Origin of the sequence: Pantanalinema rosaneae CENA516, from assembly GCF_050753385.1 — a bacterium.
Lineage (GTDB): Bacteria > Cyanobacteriota > Cyanobacteriia > Leptolyngbyales > Leptolyngbyaceae > Pantanalinema > Pantanalinema rosaneae.
The window spans coordinates 39,024-57,606 of record NZ_JBLZFZ010000020.1 but is presented as its reverse complement, the minus strand read 5'-3'; the positions used below and the strand labels follow the sequence as shown (position 1 = coordinate 57,606).

Here is an 18,583-nt window from a genome sequence, read left to right as displayed (position 1 = left end):
ACCCGCTTACTGCCCGCTAACCTTACCAGTCATGTTAACTGGCTCACACGAAAAAAGCGGTCTTTCCAGTGGCGGGAACTATGCAGCCAGCAGGCAGAAGTTACCGCTACCTGGCTAAAACCGATAGCTCATGACATTAATTACCATGCCATTGGCTGGTAAATCTCGGGGGCTGAGACTAATGGAGTCACCGACTCGCCGGACGGGAGTGCCACCCATGACGGAGAGAAACTCATCCACTGCCACCAGATCGCACCGGGCACGATCGTTGTTGGCGGCTTGGGTCAGGTATTGGGTGGGGACGATCACTTTGGGTTGCAGAACCTCGATCGCCTGTCTTGCCGCTTGGGGATTGTAGGCTTTGGGTCCACCCCCTACCGGAATCAATAACAGATCGGGACGACCCATGAGAATTCGCTGTTCTACCGTGATCGGCGCAGCGGCACCGCCCATGTGCAGAATATTGATCCCGCCCTGTTGCCATTTCCAGACCACATTGATCCCAAAGCGTCTGCCACCCACTAGATCGTGATCCGTCCGAATTCCTTCAATTTGAGTGCCACTGAGTTGATATACTCCCGGTTCGTAGAGCAAGCGGGGATTGCCAGGTAGAATTTCTACTGCCCCCTCATCGAGCAACTGGCTACTAATCATCACCAAATCAGCCGCCACTGTGGGAGGACGATAGCCTGCTGTGCAACCCAGCGATCGAAACGGATTGACTAAAATCCGCTTGCCACCGCCACTAAATAGGAAACAGGTATGTCCCAACCACTGAACGGATAAACCGCCCGTTTGTGCCTGAGACGGGAACAGTCCAGAAGTTAACCCTAATCCTAAGGTACTCAGTGCCCCTGCCCCTGCATATCGCACGAATTGCCGCCGTTTCATAATCTCCTCACCACATGATTGCCAGTTATCAGGGAGGGCAGAGCCGTTGCTCACAAATCCCCCACCTGTTGATTGTTCCCTACTCACTGATTGCCGATCGAGGCTAGAAAGTTCCGCAATAGCTGTTTACCAGACATGGTTAGCACACTTTCGGGATGAAACTGGACTCCTTGAACATGGGGATAGTGGCGATGCCGGACTCCCATGATCGTGCCATCGTCTACCCATGCCGTGACTTCCAACACATCTGGCAGGCTTTCCCGCTCAATCACCAAACTATGATACCGGGTTGCTGTCAACGGATTCTCTAACCCCTGGAAAACCCCCGTATTGGTGTGATGGACTGGAGAGACTTTGCCATGCATTAGCACCGGAGCCGCGACCACCTTGCCCCCAAATACTAAACCGATGCCTTGATGTCCCAGGCATACACCTAACAAGGGAAACTCGGGGCCCAATTCTTGAATAATCTGCGGTGACACTCCGGCATCTTCGGGACGACCGGGGCCGGGGGAAATCACGATCCCATCCGGGCGCAACTGCCGAATTTGGTCTAACGAAATCTGATCATTGCGGTAGACCTGCACCTCCGCCGCGATCGGGAATTCAGCGCCCAACTCGCCCAGATATTGCACCAGATTATAGGTAAAGCTGTCGTAGTTATCGATAACGAGGATCAACGGCAGTAACTCCTTTGCATGGTGATTTTGCTACTCTACCTATCCTATTTGAGGCAAGTAAGTGCTAGGCAGTGTTTCGTTGCTTTGCCTGTGTTGATCCCCCCTAAATCCCCCTTAATAAAGAAAGAGGGACTTTGAACTGCTTGGTTCCCTCTTTTTTAGCTACCGTGTACACACATTTCCTGAACAGACCTCAAGTTCCTGCATTTAGCCCCCTACCCCCCAATTCTGGGGGGAATTAGAACCTCAAAGTCCCCCAGTATTAGGGGATTTAGGGGGCTAGACAGTGTCAACTTTTAAACAGATACCTTCTGCGGACACGGTAGCTTTTTAAGAGAGGTAGGGGGATCACAGGATTTGCCAACCCATCCTAGCGTCCCCGATCGTACTACTTCTGACGATAAAGTTGCCGGATTTGTTGCGGTAAACCGTTAACCCAGCTCACGCTAAGGCAGGCTGGTTACTCACAGCAACGGCAGCTTTCTTGGTGAACTCTAATTTGCCATCTACCACATCAATCATGATCGTGTCGCCTTCTGCAAAAGCATTCTCCAAAATCTTGGTGGCGATCGGATTTTGTAACTGGCGTTGAATGGCACGTTTCAGGGGACGGGCACCATAAACCGGATCGTACCCGGCATCAGCAATATGATCCTTGGCAGTCTGAGTAATCTCCAATTGGATCTTCTGGTCTGCCAGCATGGCTTGAATCCGCTTGATTTGCAGTCCGACGATTTGACTGAGTTCGCCGCGATCAAGGGTATGGAACAAAATCAAGTCATCCACGCGATTGAGAAACTCCGGACGGAAGTGTTTCCGCAGGGCATCCATCACCCGCGATCGCATTTCCTCGTAGCGGGAATCGTCCCCAGACACATCCAGGATGTGATCGCTCCCGATGTTACTGGTCATGACAATCACCGTATTACGGAAGTCCACGGTGCGACCCTGGGAATCGGTAATCCGTCCGTCATCCAGCACTTGCAGCAGAATATTGAACACATCGGGATGGGCTTTTTCCACTTCATCAAATAGCACTACCGAGTAGGGATGTCGCCGGACGGCTTCCGATAGTTGTCCCCCTTCCTCATAGCCGACATACCCCGGAGGCGCACCCACCAATCGGGCGACGGAATGCTTCTCCATATATTCGGACATATCAATCCGTACCAGGGCATCATCGGAGTCAAATAGGAATTGTGCCAGTGCTCGTGCCAGTTCGGTTTTGCCGACTCCCGTAGGTCCCATAAACAGGAAGGAACCGATCGGTCGGGCTAAATCCTTCATGCCAGCCCTTGCCCGTCGAATGGCTGCCGCTACCGCTTCCACCGCTTCCGATTGACCGATCACCCGTTGATGCAGGTGTTTTTCCAGGTTCAATAGCTTTTGCCGTTCCGACTCCAGCAACCGATTCACGGGAATGCCCGTCCATCGCGCTACGATTTCGGCAATATCGGATTCCGTCACCTGTTCCCGCAGCAAGGCAGACCCTCGGGATTGCAGTTCCAATAATTCAGCTTCCTTCTCTTCCCGATCGCGCTGCACCGCTTCTAAGCGTCCGTACTTGAGTTGAGCCGCCGTATTCAGGTCATAGGCTCGTTCCGCCTGTTCAATCTGCACCCGCAGTTTATCTTCTTCTTCCTTCAGGCTTTTGATTTGCTCCAGCAGTTGCTTTTCGCCCTGCCACTGGGAATCCAGTTCGGTCTGCCGCTTCGATAGGTCGGCAATTTCCTGTTCGATGCGATCGAGCCGATCTTTGGAACCCCGATTGGCGGCAAAAGCTAAGGTATCTTCACCCTTGAGCGACAGTTTTTCCATCTCCAGTTGCATCACCCGCCGATCGATCACTTCCAGTTCCGTCGGCTTCGAGGTGATTTCCATCTTTAACTTGGCGGCGGCTTCATCCACCAGATCGATCGCCTTATCGGGCAGGAAGCGATCGGAAATGTAGCGATCGGACAGCATGGCAGCAGCCACCAGTGCGGAGTCAGTAATCTTCACCCCATGATGGACTTCGTAGCGTTCCTTCAGCCCCCGCAGAATCGAGATCGTGTCTTCCACACTGGGCTGATCAACATACACCTGCTGGAAGCGCCGTTCGAGAGCGGCATCCTTCTCGATATATTTGCGATATTCATCCAGGGTCGTAGCGCCAATGCAACGGAGTTCACCCCGCGCCAGCATCGGTTTCAGCAAGTTTCCGGCATCCATTGCCCCCTGGGTGGATCCGGTACCGATCACAGTATGCAACTCATCAATGAACAGGACAATCTGACCATCGGAGTTAATCACTTCCTTGAGAACCGATCGCAGCCGATCTTCAAAGTCGCCGCGATATTTGGCTCCAGCAATCAGCGACCCCATATCCAGGGCAATCAACAACCGATTCTTTAGGGATTCCGGTACATCGCCATTGACAATCCGTTGAGCCAGTCCTTCCGCGATCGCCGTTTTCCCGACTCCCGGCTCCCCAATCAACACGGGATTATTCTTCGTCCGACGTGAAAGTACCTGCACCACCCGCCGGATTTCTTCATCCCGCCCAATTACCGGGTCAATTTTGCCCGATCTCGCGGCTTCAGTCAGATCCCGTCCATACTTCTCTAACGCTCCATAGCGGGACTCCGGATTCTGATCGGTGACTTTCTGACTGCCCCGCACCTCCCGAATTACGGCTTCCAAGCGATCGGGATCGATGTTGAATGTCCGCAACAATCGCAAGCCTAGTCGGGGATCAGAGACAAATCCCATCAAAAAATGTTCGACGGAAATGAATTCATCCTGCCAGGTTTGCCTCGCTTTATCGGCGCGATCGAGCAGGACATCCAAATTACGTCCTAAATATAGCTGATCACTATTGGGGACTTTGGGTTGCCGTTTGGCAAAATCTTCAATTTGTTGCGAGATCCGTGGGACATCGACCCCAGCCCGCGTCAACACCTTTGCTGTCAAACCATCCTGTTGCTCTAACAACGCGATAATCAGGTGTTCGACTTCTAGCTGCTGATGCACAAACCGACGAGCAACATCCTGCGACTGGACAACGGCTTCCCAGGCTTTATCAGTAAACTTATTCGGGTCTGTGGGCTGCATGTTTGAATAGTGGGTTTAGTTATGAAATACAGTATGGTTGAGCTTTCAGTATACTCTTTCAACCTTCCTGACGTAGAACCAGCAACCAGGATAGCCTTTCCGGTACAGCTTCAGGGCTAATGAGATCTAACGCAATAGAGCGATAAAGCCAGCCTGCTCAAAATGCCTATCATACGTTAAAGCTTCGAGCAGCTTCTGTTGTTGCATGATGCAGAAGGAAGCGCAGTCCGTATGGCTCCATGCTTGATCAAGCCGATTCTGATAAAGCTCAAGGGCATGAGCAAAAAGTTCTCGCGTTTGAGCTACTACTGTAATAGTTGGATCAGAGTAGATGTCTTGAATCAGTGCTACCCCTGCCCTCCGTAAATTTCCTCCCTTGTTTGACAGAGAGTTTAAGAGTTCTGTTAACCATGTCGCTGGTGACAATATGTAACGGTGCAAGCGTAGCAGAAACGACTTTGGCTCGATCGTGTAAATCGTCACCTGGATAAATCAAGGCAATCCAGTATGCTGCATCAGCAAAGACTGTTCTCATAGCTCAGTTTTGGGTGAGCCGTACAAGTAGTGGTCTAAATTTTTAGACAGATCTTGAGGAAGGGTTGACCAATCCTTGATCGGTACTTGAGCAGAAATCTGGTCTACCCGTTCCCAAATCGGACGAGCGGTTGAAGCGAGTTCTGCCTGAGGATTCGCTTCGGAACTTTCCTGATTTGATTCAGGCAGCAACACAATTACCTTAACCTGTCCGGGATAGTCAATGTGTAGTGGTTGATCCAATGTCAACTGTCCAACTGAATTGATCGTTCCAGTCACTTCAAAGGCTTGCATAAGATATTTGAGACAGGGTCATGATCAGGATTCTAGCAAGATTACTTCCTACCAAAGCTGTGTTGTTAAGCGTGGTGAACGGGAGGGCGGTGCATTCCAAATAGTTCTTGCTACAGTAAAGTGTGGCAGTATGGTCGCACTATTGATATAGTACAAAAATACTGTCTAATACCCTACGCGTGAAAAGGCGGGTTAGCGGCATGATCGATCAGAATCCTGAGCAACGGGCAAAAGGCAATCGGATTCGGGATCTCACATTGATATTGCTGGGGGGGACGGTACTGGCTGGCTCGCTCTTGACCTATGAAGTGTTGAAAACGGGCGATCGCTGGTTGGGTGGGTTAACCTCCTGGTTTAGTATTTCTCAAGCCGCGCCGAAAGTTGATGTGGCATCGCTGGTGGTGCAGCAGGTACGGGATGCCAGTGAACTGACCACAGCCGTTTTTACTATGCAAGCCGTTGTGCCCTCCGAGCAAGAGGTTTCCTTTAGTGCGCTGTCCTTCAAAACCAGGCTACTTTACATCGCTCAGGGAGAAGTGCAGGCTGGTGTGGATTTAAGCCAACTGACCGCCGCGAATGTGCAAGTCAACGGCGATCGCCTCGCGATTCAACTGCCTGCCCCCCGACTGCTGGATAGCAAAATCGATGTCACTCGCTCTCAGGTCTACGACTACGATCGCGGTTGGTTGGGGTTAGGCCCAGACGTGGGACCTGAATTGCAAACTCAGGCACAAAAAGAGGCGTTGAAGCAAATTACCCAAGCCGCTTGCCAGGGTGGGATTCTGAATCAAGCCAGCGATCGCGCCAAACTGGTCGTCTCCCAACTATTAAATACCGCTGGTCATAAAGAAGTCACCGTCACAATCCAACCTGCCACTGTGGAAACCTGTGCCCAGGAAACCCTCGCCTATCACCCCTAACCCAGCCACTTCTCCATCTCCCCTATCCTCCTCATCTCCCTAACCCTCTCCACACACCGTTTGCAAGGTAGCGACGAACTCTGGATAGGAAATTGACGCGGCTTCCGCCCGTTGAATCACGGTGCTACCACTGGTTGCCAATGCCGCGATCGCTAAACTCATGGCAATGCGGTGATCGGTATAGCTATCGACTTCCATTCCTTTGAGCGGTGTGCCACCGACAATTTCCATACCATCCGGCAATTCGGTGACACGGGCACCCATCTGGTTGAGTTGGTTTGCCATCACCGCGATGCGATCGCTCTCCTTCACCCGTAATTCCGCCGCATCCCGGATCACTGTGGTGCCTGCGGCAAAGGTGGCGGCAACCGCCAGAATCGGAATTTCGTCAATCAACCGGGGGATCACATCTCCGGCGATCGTACAGGCTTGCAGGGGAGCGCGATCGCTCGTTCCGGCATACCGGACTCGTAAATCGGCAACGGGTTCTCCCGCCACTTCACGGGGATTCTCCTGGGTAATATTCGCGCCCATCGCCGCTAGGATTTCCAAAACTCCTGTCCGGGTGGGATTGATCCCCACATTCTCGATCGTGATATCGGAACCAGGGACGATCGCTCCGGCAACTAGCCAGAAGGCAGCCGAACTAATGTCACCAGGGACGACAACCGTTTGCCCCTGTAACTTGGCTCCTCCGGTCACTGTCACACTACAAGTATCTGGATCAACGCTGATGTTCGCCCCGAACGCCCGTAGCATCCGTTCACTGTGATCGCGAGATAGGGCGGGTTCTGTGACAGTCGTTTTTCCTTCGGTCATCAGTCCGGCGAGTAAAATACAGGATTTTACCTGTGCCGACGCGACGGGAGATTGGTAGTGAATTGGGCGGAGGGATTGCCCTCGAATAGCTAACGGAGCTAACGCTCCATCTTTGCGACCCCAGATTTGTGCGCCCATTTGCTGCAACGGCTTGACGACTCGTGACATGGGACGCGATCGCAGTGAATCATCTCCTGTCACTGTAAAAAAGCGATCGGGATGGGAAGCCAGAATTCCCAGCATGAGTCGTAAGGTGGTGCCAGAATTGCCAGCATTCAACACATCGATCGGTTCTAATAAATTTCCTAGTCCAATCCCCTGAACTCTGACCTCCTGCGAGTTTAATTCCGATATGGTGACTCCCATAGCCTGAAAGCAACTGGCTGTACTGCGGGGATCTTCGCCCAACAATAGCCCCCGAATGATCGTTTCACCTTCAGCAAGTGCGCCTAACATTAAGGCTCGATGGGAAATCGATTTATCTCCGGGTACTTGAATGCGTCCCTGGAGGGCTAACCCCGAAGTCGGGGGAACGATCGTCAACGTCTGCTGACTCGGGGAACGATCCAGTGAAATCACATTCAGAACTGGCATGGGGATCGAGTAGGCTTAATTTGAAACTGCGTTAGTAATCCTACCGTTTAATTCGCGTTTAGTAATTAGTGATTAGCTGTTAGTCCTGGCTAGTTTTATGTTGACTCAACACCGCAAATCCGTTTGTGTCTCTTTAACCTCAGCGGATTTGCCGATCTGCTCAGAACTAGAAACCGTTGCGACGCTTTACCAACAAGACCACGATCGCTTTCATCTGGTGCTAACGGAGCCGTTGGTACTCGATCGTGATCCCATTCTCACTGATCAATTTCTTCAGCCCGTTCAGCCCCTGCCGTCTCCTGTCTCGACGGTGACTACCCCACGGCTCCTGTGGCTAGAATTTTCTCCCTATCGCGCCACGCTAACCATGCAAGGCAATGGTCGGTTTTGCTATCGCCATTTGTTTCAACTGAATATGTTTGGTTCCAGTCGCTATTGGTTAGCTGCTGCTGATAGTCAACCAACTGAACAATTCTGCCTGCGCAATTTTACCCGGTTCCTGCACCTGAAAGGCAATTCCCTGCCTCGTTTCCTGATGCTGGAATATGAACTATGGGCAGAGGAGGAGTTGTTAGGTAGTTATCTGTTTACGCTGGATATTCGGGATTAGGGGGGAGATGGGGAGGTAAGGGAGATGGGGAGGTAAGGGAGATGAATAAAGATGTAAAGGCTTTTGTTGCTTTTTCGCCTCTTGACCTTCCTCACCTCCCTCATCCTCCTCACCAACTGAACTAGAACGTAAACGTTGCCCGAACGGTTCCAATCACCAGGTCTTTATTCCGGTTGTCGTGATCGGGGGCTGTGAGCCAGATGATGCCAGGGGTAATGGCAATATTGTCGGAAAGCTGGTATTGGTAAAAGCCTTCGATATGCAGGGAGGTGTCTCGGTCTTCCCCGATCGCATTTCTGAGTGGGCCCTGAACCCGAGTGACTTTGGGCTCCATCCCAACAATCAGACCACCCAGGTTGCCTCGTTTCCCCAGATCCGGGAAGGCTAATCCAACGGACCAGTTCCAGATGGACAGATCGCCTCTGGGAACTAAGCCATTTAAGGAGGCGAGAGTGCGGGTGGTGGTGTAGCCGACGGAACCATTTAAAACAATGTTGGGATTAAGTTGCCAGGAGGCGGTCAGCCCATAGGCGTTGCTGGAGACAGGTACATCGGCTTCGATGCCACTGAGTTCGGAAGCCAGGAAACTCCGGAGGTTGGCGCGATTGCTGCCGGTGGCTCCGTTGGCTGTGAAGTCATTGTTGTAGGCATGAACATAGGTCAAACCGACGGCGATCGCTTCGGTGGGTTTAAAGGTAAGTTGGGCGATCGCGCCATAGGGTCCATTAAATAATCCGGCTCCTGGGCTGGGATTGGCGGCATCACTAGCGAGATATCCCGCACTGAATTCCAGTTGGTCACTGAAGGCATGACGGACTCCCAATCCTGTACCATCCAGCAAATAGTAGATGGAGTTGCGGGTGCCAAAGTTGGTTAGTGCGCCACTGCCACCATCACCATCGAAGAAAGGATTGATGGTATCTACAAAATCATCGACGGCTCCAGCATTGGCTTCAATGACGACGGTGGTTCTTTCGCCTAGCGGGAACTGGTACAACAGCGCATCAATGCCAACATTGTTGGACTCACTGCCCAAGAAGCCGGAGCTAAACCGGAGGGTTCCTTCGGGAGTCAGGGTTTCATTCGATAAATCGGTAAAGCCAATGGCTTGTAAGCGGGTGCGTAGTAAATCTTCTCCAGTAAAGCTGGTGTCAAAGTCCAGGCGGGTGCGAGTGCCTAAAAAGGGATTCCGGGTGACTCGATTACCCGCCGCATTATCGCCGGTCGCGGCTCCTACCACCGCCATGACTACTTCACCCCCTAACCGGGTTGTGGTTGAGAACTGTTGCTTCTCCAGGGTGGCAGTCCGCACATCTAGGGCATCGACCCGACCCCGCAGGGTGGCTACTTCTGCGGCAAATTCTTCCTGTAAGCGTTGCAGGGTGAGTAAATCTTCTTTTCTCACTAAGTCGCCTGTTGCCGCCGCAATCAGTTCTTGAATCTTGTCCATACAGGCATTCAGACCTGCCGCAAACTCATAGCGAGTCATGGCGCGGTTGCCCCGGTAGGTGCGATCGGGATACCCCACAATACAACCGTATCGTTCTACCAGCGATTGCAATGCTTGAAATGCCCAGTCCGTGGGGCGAACATCAGTCAGTTGCGAGACCGATGTAACCTGCTCCATTCCCAGTGATGGCACAGACTGTTCTACCGTTAATTGTGAGACGGAATTGACCTCCGCCATTGGATCGATCGCTTCTGCCTGAGCCGTAGTCGCCAGTGATAACCCGAGCAAAACCGATGAACTACCGCTAATCCAGAGTTTCCTTACTTGGTTTGACATCAAAACACTCCTCACAAATGACATAAAGTAGCTTGTTAGGAATTAAGCGAGAATGAATATCATTCTTGCATACTGTCACCAGATCCTAGGTAACAATACGTGGCTCTGGGTGTCCTTGCCTATCCCCTCCCCCCGGTTCGGTAGGCAAGGATCTGGTAGGTCTGATCAGTGTGCAAACTGCTCACTGCCTGGGGTTCGACTTTCACATAAATGCAAAATTATCTCAATAAATTTTTATCGTCTATTGAGATTAGAGTCAATATTTCTGCGTTGATATCAGTAAAAATTAAGCTCTGGCTAAGCTTTTATCCCGAATTAAATCTTCATTGCCATAGGTCGGGTACGGGTAAACCGCCGTTTGCTCTTACAGGAATTTGAGGTGCAGCATCTACCAGTTAAATCGGTATATCATTGGACAATTGCATTTAGTTTGCAGTTGTCTATGGTTGCTAAAAAATCAGGGGAGTCATGGTTGTGACCCCCCTGGAACGTTAAGGTAACTAAACGACTCGTTGTTCTGTATCTATACAGATCCTTCAGATGTCATGGCTACGGCATTCGCTTCGGTTGCCATCTGTTCTCGGGCTAACCGCCGCTTCCGGGCATAAAGCTGGATTGCTGCACCCATGGCGATCACCATGCCAAAGATGCCCCAAGCCGTAGCACTGGTGGGCAGATTGTTCTTGAACACCGCCAACATCACGACAATGACAAAAAATACGGTGGGAAATTCATTAAACCAGCGAAATTGCTGTCCGGTCATCTGGCATTCATCGGTTGCCAACTTTTTCATTAACCGTTTGCAATAGTGGTGATACCCCACCAATAGCAGGACACAGGCGAGTTTCACATGCATCCAGGGTTGTTTCAGCACATCGGGTTCAACCGTTAACAATCCGATCGCCATCGCAATGGTCAACAGCATTGCCGGAGTCATGATAATGCTGTAAAGGCGTTTCTCCATAATTTGATACTGGTTCTTGAGAATGCTGCGAGCGGGTTCTGGTTGCTCGTTGGCTTCCGCATGATATACAAACAGCCGTGGCAGGTAGAACATCCCTGCAAACCAGCACACAATGCCAACAATGTGAAACGCCTTAAACCACTGATATGCCATGTTAAACCTCTTTGGAAAATTGCTAAACCGGATGCTGGAACAGGGTATCTAGGTAAACCTGTGCCGCTCGGCGATCGCAATCTCCATTCTGCAATAAAAACAGGGACAAGGCAGCAGCAAACAGCCGATCTTGATCCCAATCCGGATGACTTTCGATGTAGCAAGTGAATGACTCATGCAGGGCTTCCGGAATTTCTGCCAGGATACTAACGGTAGTGTTCATGAAATCCTCGAAGAGTGGTTAGGACAGGTGAAATGTCAATGTATATGGAGGTTCCGTTTTGCACCCTGGACAAGCAAGCACTGAATACAGGCGAAAGTGATCGGCTGTCGCACTCCGGCTTACCGATCGTATCCACCCCCAGTTGCCCAACAATTAACGGCTGACAGCGCCGGGTTCAGGGCGTTTCTGTGGCAAACTAAGACGCTTCATTCTGTCCATCTCAGGGCGATATTGTCAACATTGTGATCAGCCCTCAATTTACTCAGGAAAGAAAAAAAGCACGTAGGATCAGGCTCAAAGGCAGATCCCCGTTACATTTGTTTGTACTTTTGTGTGGAGTCGGGGGCGATCGGCGATAGTCCGCCACCATCTGCGAAATCCATAGAACCCAGTAACTTCGTTTCTGCTTGTGGAAAACCTCTGTAAACCTGTGGAAAACTTGTGGAAAAGCTGTGGAATGCTTGGGGAAAACTCCTGGCAACGATAAGAATTGCAAACTGGAAGGAAAGTCACGATCTGTTGAGATTAACGTTCTGCCGTGGGTGGCAGTGATCTGTCTAATGATCTGCCTACGGGGGTTTCCAGATCCGGACGACCGGCGGCAATTAACGCCCGATCGCGTAGACGGCAGGAATCACACAACCCACAGGGTGCGGTATCTCCTTGGTAACAGGACCAGGTGAGGTCGATCGCGACTCCTAACTGTAAGGCTCGTTGCACGATGTCTAGTTTAGAGGCGTGGACTAAGGGAGCAACTAAGCGGGGTGGATGCCCTTCAATTCCAGCTTTTGAGGAGAGGTTAGCCAATTGCTGAAAGGCCGCCAGGTACTCGGGACGACAATCGGGATAGCCAGAGTAGTCGATCGCATTAATCCCTAGATAAATCGCTTCTGCTGCCTTCGCTTCTGCCAGGGAAAGCGCGATCGCAATAAAAATGGTGTTGCGTCCTGGGACATAGGTTGAGGGAATTACATCCGGTTGAACTCCAGTTTGAGGAATGGCGATCGTGGCATCGGTTAAGGCGGAACCGCCCCATTGCGCCAGATTCAGATCGACGATGACATGCTCCCTAATGCCCAGGTGGTGAGCCACTTGTTTAGCCGCTTCTAGTTCACGATAATGCCGCTGCCCATAATTAAAGGACAGGGCGATTAGTTCATAGCCATCCGCGATCGCTTGAGCCGCCGCCGTGGCAGAGTCAAGTCCGCCAGAGAGCAAAACAACAGCTTTTCTAGACATACTGATTTAAGGCTGGTAATGACAATAGTGGTTAAGGCACTGAAGGTCTAAAGCACCTTAAGCTAGATCAAGAGTGCAGCAGACGGTAGCAGAAATTTTATGTCCCAGGATTCACAGCGTCCTCGTGTAGTCGTGATTGGTGCCGGGTGGGCAGGTTTGGGGGCAACCTATCATTTAGCGCAACAGGGCTATGATGTCACGTTACTGGAGGCAGGTGCCTATCCAGGGGGGTTGGTTGCCGGATGGAAAACGGCTCAGGGACGGGCGATCGAAGCCGGAATTCATGGCTTCTGGTATCCCTACCGCAATATTTTCTCCCTGGTGGATCAGCTCGGCTTACGCCCGTTTACGGATTGGACTCGCTCCTCGCAATACTCCCCGGCCGGATTGGAGGTAGAGTCACCAATTTTTCAGCGCCAACCCTGGCTCCCGACTCCGCTAGGAACCTTTCTTTACACGAAATTTCAGCGATTACCCCTGAGCGATCGCCTGTCGGCTCTGCCACTGCTGTATGCCTTAATTGACTTTGATCATTCCGATCAGGCTTGGCGACGCTACGATCCAGTCACCGCGCGGGAACTGTTTAAGCAATTTGGAGTGTCTGCCCGTCTCTACCGGGATGCCTTTGAGCCAATGTTACTGGTAGGACTATTTGCTCCGGGGGAACAATGTTCGGCGGCGGCAGCATTAGGGATGCTGTATTACTTCATTTTGGCGCATCAACCGAACTTTGATGTGGTCTGGTGTCGCGGTACGGTGGGTGAGATGATTTTCCGTCCCTGGGTAGAACGGATTGAACAGGTGGGGGGACGGGTGTTAACCCAACGGCGAGTCACTGATTTGCGGCTGGCAGGGCAGGAGCAGACTCTCCAAGTCACAGAAGTTGTTTGTGGGGATGAACTCTTTGAAGCCGATGCCGTGATCTTTGCCGTGGGGATTACGGGTATGCAGAAGATTGTCAGTGCCAGCGATCGTCTGCGCCAGTTGCCTGAGTTCTGTAATGTGATGAACTTAAGCACGATCGATGGGGTAGCGACGCGGCTATGGTTCGATCGCAAGATTACGGTTCCCCTACCCTCCAATGCCTGCTTTGGCTTTGATGCTACGACAGGCTGGACATTTTTTGACCTGAATGCCTTACACGATGAATGGCGGGATGCTCCAGGCAGTGTGATTGAAGCCGATTTTTACCATGCCAATCAATTGTTGCCGATGGACGATCGGGCGATCGTGGCAAAAGTCCAACGGGATTTGACGACCTGTATTCCTACCTTTGGGTCTGCCCATGTGATCGATAGCAGTGTAGTGCGATTGCCCAAAGCCGTAACTCACTTCTCGCCAGGGAGTTACCCCTTTATGCTATCGGGAACCACCTCGATCGCCAACCTCTGGATGAGTGGTGATTGGATTGTCACCCAACATGGTTCCTGGTCGCAGGAAAAGGCTTACGTGACGGGCTTGGAAGCCGCTAACCGGGTGATTGCCCAGTTTGGTCGAGGGACTCCTGCCCGGATTTTTCCCATTGAACCGGATGAACCCCATATCCAACTGGCGCGGCAGGTCAACCAAACAGTGAGAACCTGGACAGACCAATGGCTGCCCAAGTGGTGGCTCCCTTAGTTCTTAGGCGTTGCTGAATACAGATATGAATCCTAGGCATCTAGAACCCTACACAACCCCCTAAATCCCTCAGTTCTGGAGGGCTTTGAAGGATGGGTTCCCCCAGAATATAGCCTGACGGCATCGTAAAAAGGGGGCTAGGGGGGAAATCATACTTGCATTCCGCAACGCCTATTGCTAGAAGCCGCTCTACCTGTCAACTCTCCCGTAGGGCGGATTACATTTCAGTAATTTCCTCAGTAAGGTGGTAAAAACTGCTCAAACAGGCTATTCCTGGGTGACAGGATAGGGGTGCAGTTCTTCATAAATTAATTCATCAGGTTCCAATGTGTTAAAAGGCACAGTCTTGGTGCTAGTTTCACATTGTAGAAGGGTATTTTTTGATTAGGGTGGTCTACTTCGCTCAAACGATTAAGCTGGCTAGCAGGTTGGTTGATCCGATCTTGCGCCATTAACTACTGTGCAGGGTGGCACTACCAGACATATCAGTTGTCTCTAGAGCTTGCTTTTAGCGAATTGCTAAGGACAGCGGATTAAGTCATTTCTACAGGGTATTGGTCTGTAGAGGGTGTATGGCTGTGTGCCCATACCCAAAATTGTTCTTTAATAAACTCTTGTTGCAAGAGCATAAATCTCATTGGGAGCGTAGCAGAATGACAACGAAGGTAGAGCAGTTGTTGGATCAAGTCACCCAGGCTCAGGTACTTGGTCGGTCAGTGTTGACAAGCAGCGGTTTAACTGAAGATGGCATTATTTATGTGTTTGCGACAGCAGAGGTTTTGGTAATCAATTGTCAAACCTTATCAACGGTATGGCGAGTAGATGACCAACACTGGAAATTACGGCAGGCGATCGCCCAACTCAAATTGCCAATCACCAAAATTTGTATAGAACACGCTGGTAAGATCCTGTATTATCTTTAGCGGTGGGATGTAGTAAGGTCAAATTGTTGTGATTTACCACACATCGCCCAACATCACCAGTATAATAGAAGAACACGGGGCTGTAACGGTTTCGACGTTTTGGCGAACGCTACCCTGTGATGCAGGCTGAGAGCGAGCTAACTCTCATAAATCCATGGCTCAAACAACGTACATGCGAACAACATCGTACCTTTTGCTCGTAAGCAATCTGCTGTTGCAGTTGCCTAACAACCTCTAACTGGTTCGAGCGTCTGTCATTTGACTCCGTTAAGGATGATAGACCAACCCCCAACGGATGCTCTAGCTAATCGCCTCTGGTCAGTAGCTAGCTAAGACTTTACCAGAGCATCCCACCGTCCGGGATAAGGGACGGTTCCCGCTGTGAGGATCAGATCAGCTAAGCCTGTGAATGAGCGGTGTACTAATACCCAGGGCGGACACGGGTTCGACTCCCGTCAGCTCCATTTTTAGCGGTTAATCTACAGATTACAGGGGTTGTGGTCGGTAGATTGGGTAGTGGGTTCAGGGTACCTGTCTGAACTCGGTTTGTCTCATGTTGGCTCCCGTAACGTTTCGCGAATCTCCCACCAGGAATTTTATCTGTAAATCATAAAATCAGAGTGATGTAACTGAGGACTATGCCTGGTGTTGTTTGGCGTTTTCCTGGGGGTGGGATAGTTCTTATCATCGGGTAGCGATCGCGGCTGATGCTGGGCAACTTCTCATGGGTATAATTCCTGATTTCTGTCCTCAAATCAATTCAAATAGGTTGTTACATCAATTTTGATGGCTTGGTGTACGTGAAAAAGCTAATTCATAGCTTGATTGGTATCTAGCTATGATAATTTTCAGGAGTGAGTTACGAAGTAATGAAGATTATCTGGAATAGGCTAAAGCGTCTGTGCGATCGCCAATGTTTGATCCCAAATATCTGATGCTTTGGTTATTAGAGTAATAGTGACTCTATGATGTGAAGCAATGATGTTTTATTGAGGCTGAATCAGAATGAACTAGAGTCTATTTGTAGCGGTTTAATTAGTTTCATTGTAGTTGCTTAATTTGTCATAGGCATGGCTATTTCAATGTTTCAGTCGGCTTGGGCGATGATCAATGTGGCAGAATTAGCTAAAGCGAACCGTTAGAGCAGAGGCGATCGAGCTTGGCTTCGACCCTGGAAGGGCGCACAGAAACACCAACCTTACAAACGATGCAGGAAGTTTGCCGTCCGGTAGGCATGTAAGTCATACAACTGAGCCAGGAGAATGGCTGGCAGGTGAAACAGATCGCGCCTAAGTATCGAAATCCTGACCAAGTTAACACAGCCGTATGATCCCAAGGTCAAAGAGGCGCAAACACCACAACTGGTACAGGTGTCCGCAATCTTCACAAGAGCCATACATATCCTGCTAAAGCGGTAACTATTTTGCTTATTGTATAACTATATAACTTTTTAACTTTAAAGTATAAAATTGTTGGGGCTATCACCTGTTAGCAAAGGCGAGACGCTTCTGGATGTAGAACCGATTTGCTACTACGCTATTAACGAGAGGGGATTGAGGCGGTTTCTTAAATAAAAGAGTAATTGTTCGATCTAATTTATTAATCGTTTTATAGTGTTGTAGTTATATTTTAGATGTATGCTTTTTCCCGAATTGAGCCACCAAGCCAATCTAGAAACAGATTCGGCATTTTACGAGTGTGAAATTTATGCCACCATTACCCCCGCTCCAAATTGGTCAACATACTGCTCGCTATCCGATTATTCAAGGTGGCATGGGCATTCGCATCTCGGGGGCGCATCTTGCGGCTGCCGTTGCCAATGCGGGTGGAATTGGGATTATTTCTGCCGTTGCCCTGGGGCTAAACTCGCCGTATTTTGATATCACTCAACCTAATGGTCGTAAGCGGCGGGAACAGTTTTTTGAGGCGAATCGGCTAGCCCTGATTGATGAGATTCAAACAGCCCGATCGCTCAGCCCTGAAGGCATTCTGGGGATTAATGCGATGGTTGCGGCGCAGGACTACGCTACCCTGGTTCGCACCGCTGCCGCCCAAGGAGTGAATCTGATTATTTCAGGGGCGGGCTTACCCTTGCAATTGCCGGAATATACCGCCGACTATCCAGAGGTGGCATTAGTGCCGATCGTGTCTACCACTCGGGCAGCGCGGATTATTTGCCGCAAATGGGAACGGCAGTATGGGCGATTACCGGATGCGTTTGTGGTGGAAAATCCCAATTCAGCCGGGGGGCATTTAGGCGCAAAATTGGAAGAACTGGGCGATCGCACGTTGGAAGCAGAACAGGTAATTCCAGAATTGGTTGCCTATTTGCACCAGGAGGTTGGGCAAGCGATTCCGGTGATTGCGGCGGGGGGTGTATGGGATCGGGCGGATATCGATCGCATGTTGGCGTTAGGAGCCAGCGGCGTACAGATTGGCACTCGCTTCATCACCACCGACGAATGTGACGCGGATAGTCGCTACAAAGAATTTCACCTCCATGCCAAACCCGAAGATGTGGTGATTGTTGCCAGCCCGGTGGGTATGCCGGGACGGGCACTGCGGAATGCTTTCGTCGAAAAGGCGATCGCGGGTTCGCCAGATTTAGACAAGCGTTGTTTGCTCAACTGTCTCCATGCCTGTAAATGTCGGGATGAACAGCAATACTTCTGCATTGTGCAAGTGTTAGATAAAGCAGCGCGGGGCGATGTTGATAATGGTTTGGTGTTTTCTGGGAGTAATGCGGGACGTGCCGATCGCATCCTGCCAGTGGCGGAACTGATGGCAGAATTAGTGGCAACATAGGTTAGTATACACACACAAATTGAGCCGATCCTTCCTGATCCTTCTTAAGGAATATATGCTTTTATAGTTGTAAAGCAATTAAATGGGTTGACTGAAATATGATGCTGTCTTTCCTAATTCCGTTTGTGATCGCGGTGATTGCGGCATTTGTTGCCTATCAAAGCCGGGAAGAGATTGTGAAAATCTTCTCGATTATTGTCATGGCAATCAGTTTGCTCCTGAGCTTTGCTTGGGCACCGTGGTTTGTGCAAACTCTGGTTTTAGTGACGAGCTTGGGGGGAATTCGCTACTTTTGCGATCGCCATTCCTGCCACAATCCGTCGAAGCTGCCCTGAGTTGGGGATGGTAGATAAATCAGTCCCTGCTGTCACCTTGCGAAGGGGACTGTACAGCAACACTGACGCGCTATAGAAAACTCGCGTGAGAACCCCGGTC

17 protein-coding genes and 1 other RNA gene are annotated in these 18,583 nt (G+C 50.6%); 8 read left to right on the top strand and 10 right to left on the bottom strand.

Going from position 1 to position 18,583, the window contains the following annotated elements:
- Positions 1-114 precede the first annotated feature (114 nt).
- The 4 genes from ACN4EK_RS13780 to ACN4EK_RS13765 form a co-directional block, all read right to left on the bottom strand.
- Positions 115-891 carry an MBL fold metallo-hydrolase gene (locus ACN4EK_RS13780; RefSeq protein WP_431658506.1) on the bottom strand — a complete coding sequence of 259 codons (777 nt, stop codon included), beginning with the start codon at positions 889-891 and terminating at the stop codon, positions 115-117.
- Between the two features lie 83 nt (positions 892-974).
- A complete protein-coding gene (locus tag ACN4EK_RS13775; protein ID WP_431658505.1) occupies positions 975-1,571 on the bottom strand; it encodes an anthranilate synthase component II in 597 nt (198 codons plus the stop codon).
- Positions 1,572-2,012: 441 nt separating this feature from the next.
- Positions 2,013-4,664, bottom strand: a complete 2,652-nt coding sequence (gene clpB, locus ACN4EK_RS13770; protein ID WP_431658502.1) for an ATP-dependent chaperone ClpB — start codon at positions 4,662-4,664, stop codon at positions 2,013-2,015.
- A 531-nt stretch (positions 4,665-5,195) separates the two neighbouring features.
- Positions 5,196-5,492: a hypothetical protein gene (locus ACN4EK_RS13765; protein ID WP_431658501.1), complete on the bottom strand. Its 297-nt coding sequence runs from the start codon at positions 5,490-5,492 to the stop codon at positions 5,196-5,198.
- A 200-nt stretch (positions 5,493-5,692) separates the two neighbouring features.
- Between ACN4EK_RS13765 and ACN4EK_RS13760 the strand changes: the two genes are divergently transcribed.
- Positions 5,693-6,412 (top strand): DUF4230 domain-containing protein, encoded by a 720-nt coding sequence (locus ACN4EK_RS13760; protein ID WP_431658500.1) that lies wholly within the window; start codon positions 5,693-5,695, stop codon positions 6,410-6,412.
- A 39-nt stretch (positions 6,413-6,451) separates the two neighbouring features.
- On the opposite strand, the gene aroA is transcribed toward ACN4EK_RS13760, so the two are convergent.
- The gene (aroA, locus tag ACN4EK_RS13755; RefSeq protein ID WP_431658499.1) at positions 6,452-7,825 is read right to left on the bottom strand and encodes a 3-phosphoshikimate 1-carboxyvinyltransferase; all 1,374 of its coding nucleotides are present in this window, start codon (positions 7,823-7,825) and stop codon (positions 6,452-6,454) included.
- Positions 7,826-7,922: 97 nt separating this feature from the next.
- On the opposite strand from aroA, the gene ACN4EK_RS13750 reads away from it, so the two are divergent.
- On the top strand, positions 7,923-8,435 hold the full coding sequence (locus tag ACN4EK_RS13750) for a hypothetical protein (RefSeq protein WP_431658498.1): 513 nt from the start codon (positions 7,923-7,925) through the stop codon (positions 8,433-8,435).
- Between the two features lie 121 nt (positions 8,436-8,556).
- Here the strand turns inward: ACN4EK_RS13750 and ACN4EK_RS13745 are convergent, their stop codons facing one another.
- The 3 genes from ACN4EK_RS13745 to ACN4EK_RS13735 all read right to left on the bottom strand — a co-directional run bounded on the left by ACN4EK_RS13745 (position 8,557) and on the right by ACN4EK_RS13735 (position 11,561).
- A complete protein-coding gene (locus ACN4EK_RS13745; RefSeq protein ID WP_431658496.1) occupies positions 8,557-10,221 on the bottom strand; it encodes an iron uptake porin in 1,665 nt (554 codons plus the stop codon).
- Between the two features lie 523 nt (positions 10,222-10,744).
- Complete coding sequence (gene hemJ, locus ACN4EK_RS13740; RefSeq protein WP_431658494.1) at positions 10,745-11,338, bottom strand: protoporphyrinogen oxidase HemJ; 594 nt, start codon at positions 11,336-11,338, stop codon at positions 10,745-10,747.
- Positions 11,339-11,360: 22 nt separating this feature from the next.
- Entirely contained in the window at positions 11,361-11,561 is a 201-nt protein-coding gene (locus ACN4EK_RS13735) for a DUF2811 domain-containing protein (protein ID WP_431658492.1), read from the bottom strand.
- A 38-nt stretch (positions 11,562-11,599) separates the two neighbouring features.
- On the opposite strand from ACN4EK_RS13735, the gene ACN4EK_RS13730 reads away from it, so the two are divergent.
- Positions 11,600-11,725 carry a hypothetical protein gene (locus ACN4EK_RS13730; RefSeq protein WP_431658490.1) on the top strand — a complete coding sequence of 42 codons (126 nt, stop codon included), beginning with the start codon at positions 11,600-11,602 and terminating at the stop codon, positions 11,723-11,725.
- A 361-nt stretch (positions 11,726-12,086) separates the two neighbouring features.
- On the opposite strand, the gene queC is transcribed toward ACN4EK_RS13730, so the two are convergent.
- A complete protein-coding gene (gene queC / locus ACN4EK_RS13725; protein WP_431658488.1) occupies positions 12,087-12,800 on the bottom strand; it encodes a 7-cyano-7-deazaguanine synthase QueC in 714 nt (237 codons plus the stop codon).
- Between the two features lie 99 nt (positions 12,801-12,899).
- On the opposite strand from queC, the gene ACN4EK_RS13720 reads away from it, so the two are divergent.
- The 3 genes from ACN4EK_RS13720 (at position 12,900) to ssrA (ending at position 15,810) form a co-directional block, all read left to right on the top strand.
- On the top strand, positions 12,900-14,420 hold the full coding sequence (locus ACN4EK_RS13720; protein ID WP_431658486.1) for a hydroxysqualene dehydroxylase: 1,521 nt from the start codon (positions 12,900-12,902) through the stop codon (positions 14,418-14,420).
- Positions 14,421-15,073: 653 nt separating this feature from the next.
- Positions 15,074-15,343 carry a hypothetical protein gene (locus ACN4EK_RS13715; protein ID WP_431658485.1) on the top strand — a complete coding sequence of 90 codons (270 nt, stop codon included), beginning with the start codon at positions 15,074-15,076 and terminating at the stop codon, positions 15,341-15,343.
- Positions 15,344-15,419: 76 nt separating this feature from the next.
- Positions 15,420-15,810, top strand: a transfer-messenger RNA (tmRNA) gene (gene ssrA / locus ACN4EK_RS13710).
- 731 nt (positions 15,811-16,541) lie between these two features.
- Here the strand turns inward: ssrA and ACN4EK_RS13705 are convergent.
- Positions 16,542-16,739 carry a hypothetical protein gene (locus ACN4EK_RS13705; RefSeq protein WP_431658484.1) on the bottom strand — a complete coding sequence of 66 codons (198 nt, stop codon included), beginning with the start codon at positions 16,737-16,739 and terminating at the stop codon, positions 16,542-16,544.
- A 311-nt stretch (positions 16,740-17,050) separates the two neighbouring features.
- Between ACN4EK_RS13705 and ACN4EK_RS13700 the strand changes: the two genes are divergently transcribed.
- Both ACN4EK_RS13700 and ACN4EK_RS13695 read left to right on the top strand, forming a co-directional pair.
- Entirely contained in the window at positions 17,051-18,148 is a 1,098-nt protein-coding gene (locus tag ACN4EK_RS13700) for an NAD(P)H-dependent flavin oxidoreductase (protein WP_431658483.1), read from the top strand.
- A 101-nt stretch (positions 18,149-18,249) separates the two neighbouring features.
- The gene (locus ACN4EK_RS13695; RefSeq protein WP_431658482.1) at positions 18,250-18,483 is read left to right on the top strand and encodes a hypothetical protein; all 234 of its coding nucleotides are present in this window, start codon (positions 18,250-18,252) and stop codon (positions 18,481-18,483) included.
- Positions 18,484-18,583 lie beyond the last annotated feature (100 nt).

Excerpts from the sequence above, each read along its gene's own strand:
- ACN4EK_RS13730 (WP_431658490.1), top strand. The coding sequence starts at position 11,600 with ATGTATATGGAGGTTCCGTTTTGCACCCTGGACAAGCAAGCACTGAAT.
- ACN4EK_RS13745 (WP_431658496.1), bottom strand. The coding sequence starts at position 10,221 with ATGTCAAACCAAGTAAGGAAACTCTGGATTAGCGGTAGTTCATCGGTT.
- aroA (WP_431658499.1), bottom strand. The coding sequence starts at position 7,825 with ATGCCAGTTCTGAATGTGATTTCACTGGATCGTTCCCCGAGTCAGCAG.
- ACN4EK_RS13700 (WP_431658483.1), top strand. The coding sequence starts at position 17,051 with ATGCCACCATTACCCCCGCTCCAAATTGGTCAACATACTGCTCGCTAT.
- ACN4EK_RS13735 (WP_431658492.1), bottom strand. The coding sequence starts at position 11,561 with ATGAACACTACCGTTAGTATCCTGGCAGAAATTCCGGAAGCCCTGCAT.
- hemJ (WP_431658494.1), bottom strand. The coding sequence starts at position 11,338 with ATGGCATATCAGTGGTTTAAGGCGTTTCACATTGTTGGCATTGTGTGC.
- clpB (WP_431658502.1), bottom strand. The coding sequence starts at position 4,664 with ATGCAGCCCACAGACCCGAATAAGTTTACTGATAAAGCCTGGGAAGCC.
- ACN4EK_RS13720 (WP_431658486.1), top strand. The coding sequence starts at position 12,900 with ATGTCCCAGGATTCACAGCGTCCTCGTGTAGTCGTGATTGGTGCCGGG.
- ACN4EK_RS13695 (WP_431658482.1), top strand. The coding sequence starts at position 18,250 with ATGCTGTCTTTCCTAATTCCGTTTGTGATCGCGGTGATTGCGGCATTT.
- ACN4EK_RS13765 (WP_431658501.1), bottom strand. The coding sequence starts at position 5,492 with ATGCAAGCCTTTGAAGTGACTGGAACGATCAATTCAGTTGGACAGTTG.
- ACN4EK_RS13705 (WP_431658484.1), bottom strand. The coding sequence starts at position 16,739 with ATGGCTCTTGTGAAGATTGCGGACACCTGTACCAGTTGTGGTGTTTGC.
- ACN4EK_RS13780 (WP_431658506.1), bottom strand. The coding sequence starts at position 891 with ATGAAACGGCGGCAATTCGTGCGATATGCAGGGGCAGGGGCACTGAGT.
- queC (WP_431658488.1), bottom strand. The coding sequence starts at position 12,800 with ATGTCTAGAAAAGCTGTTGTTTTGCTCTCTGGCGGACTTGACTCTGCC.
- ACN4EK_RS13760 (WP_431658500.1), top strand. The coding sequence starts at position 5,693 with ATGATCGATCAGAATCCTGAGCAACGGGCAAAAGGCAATCGGATTCGG.
- ACN4EK_RS13715 (WP_431658485.1), top strand. The coding sequence starts at position 15,074 with ATGACAACGAAGGTAGAGCAGTTGTTGGATCAAGTCACCCAGGCTCAG.
- ACN4EK_RS13750 (WP_431658498.1), top strand. The coding sequence starts at position 7,923 with ATGTTGACTCAACACCGCAAATCCGTTTGTGTCTCTTTAACCTCAGCG.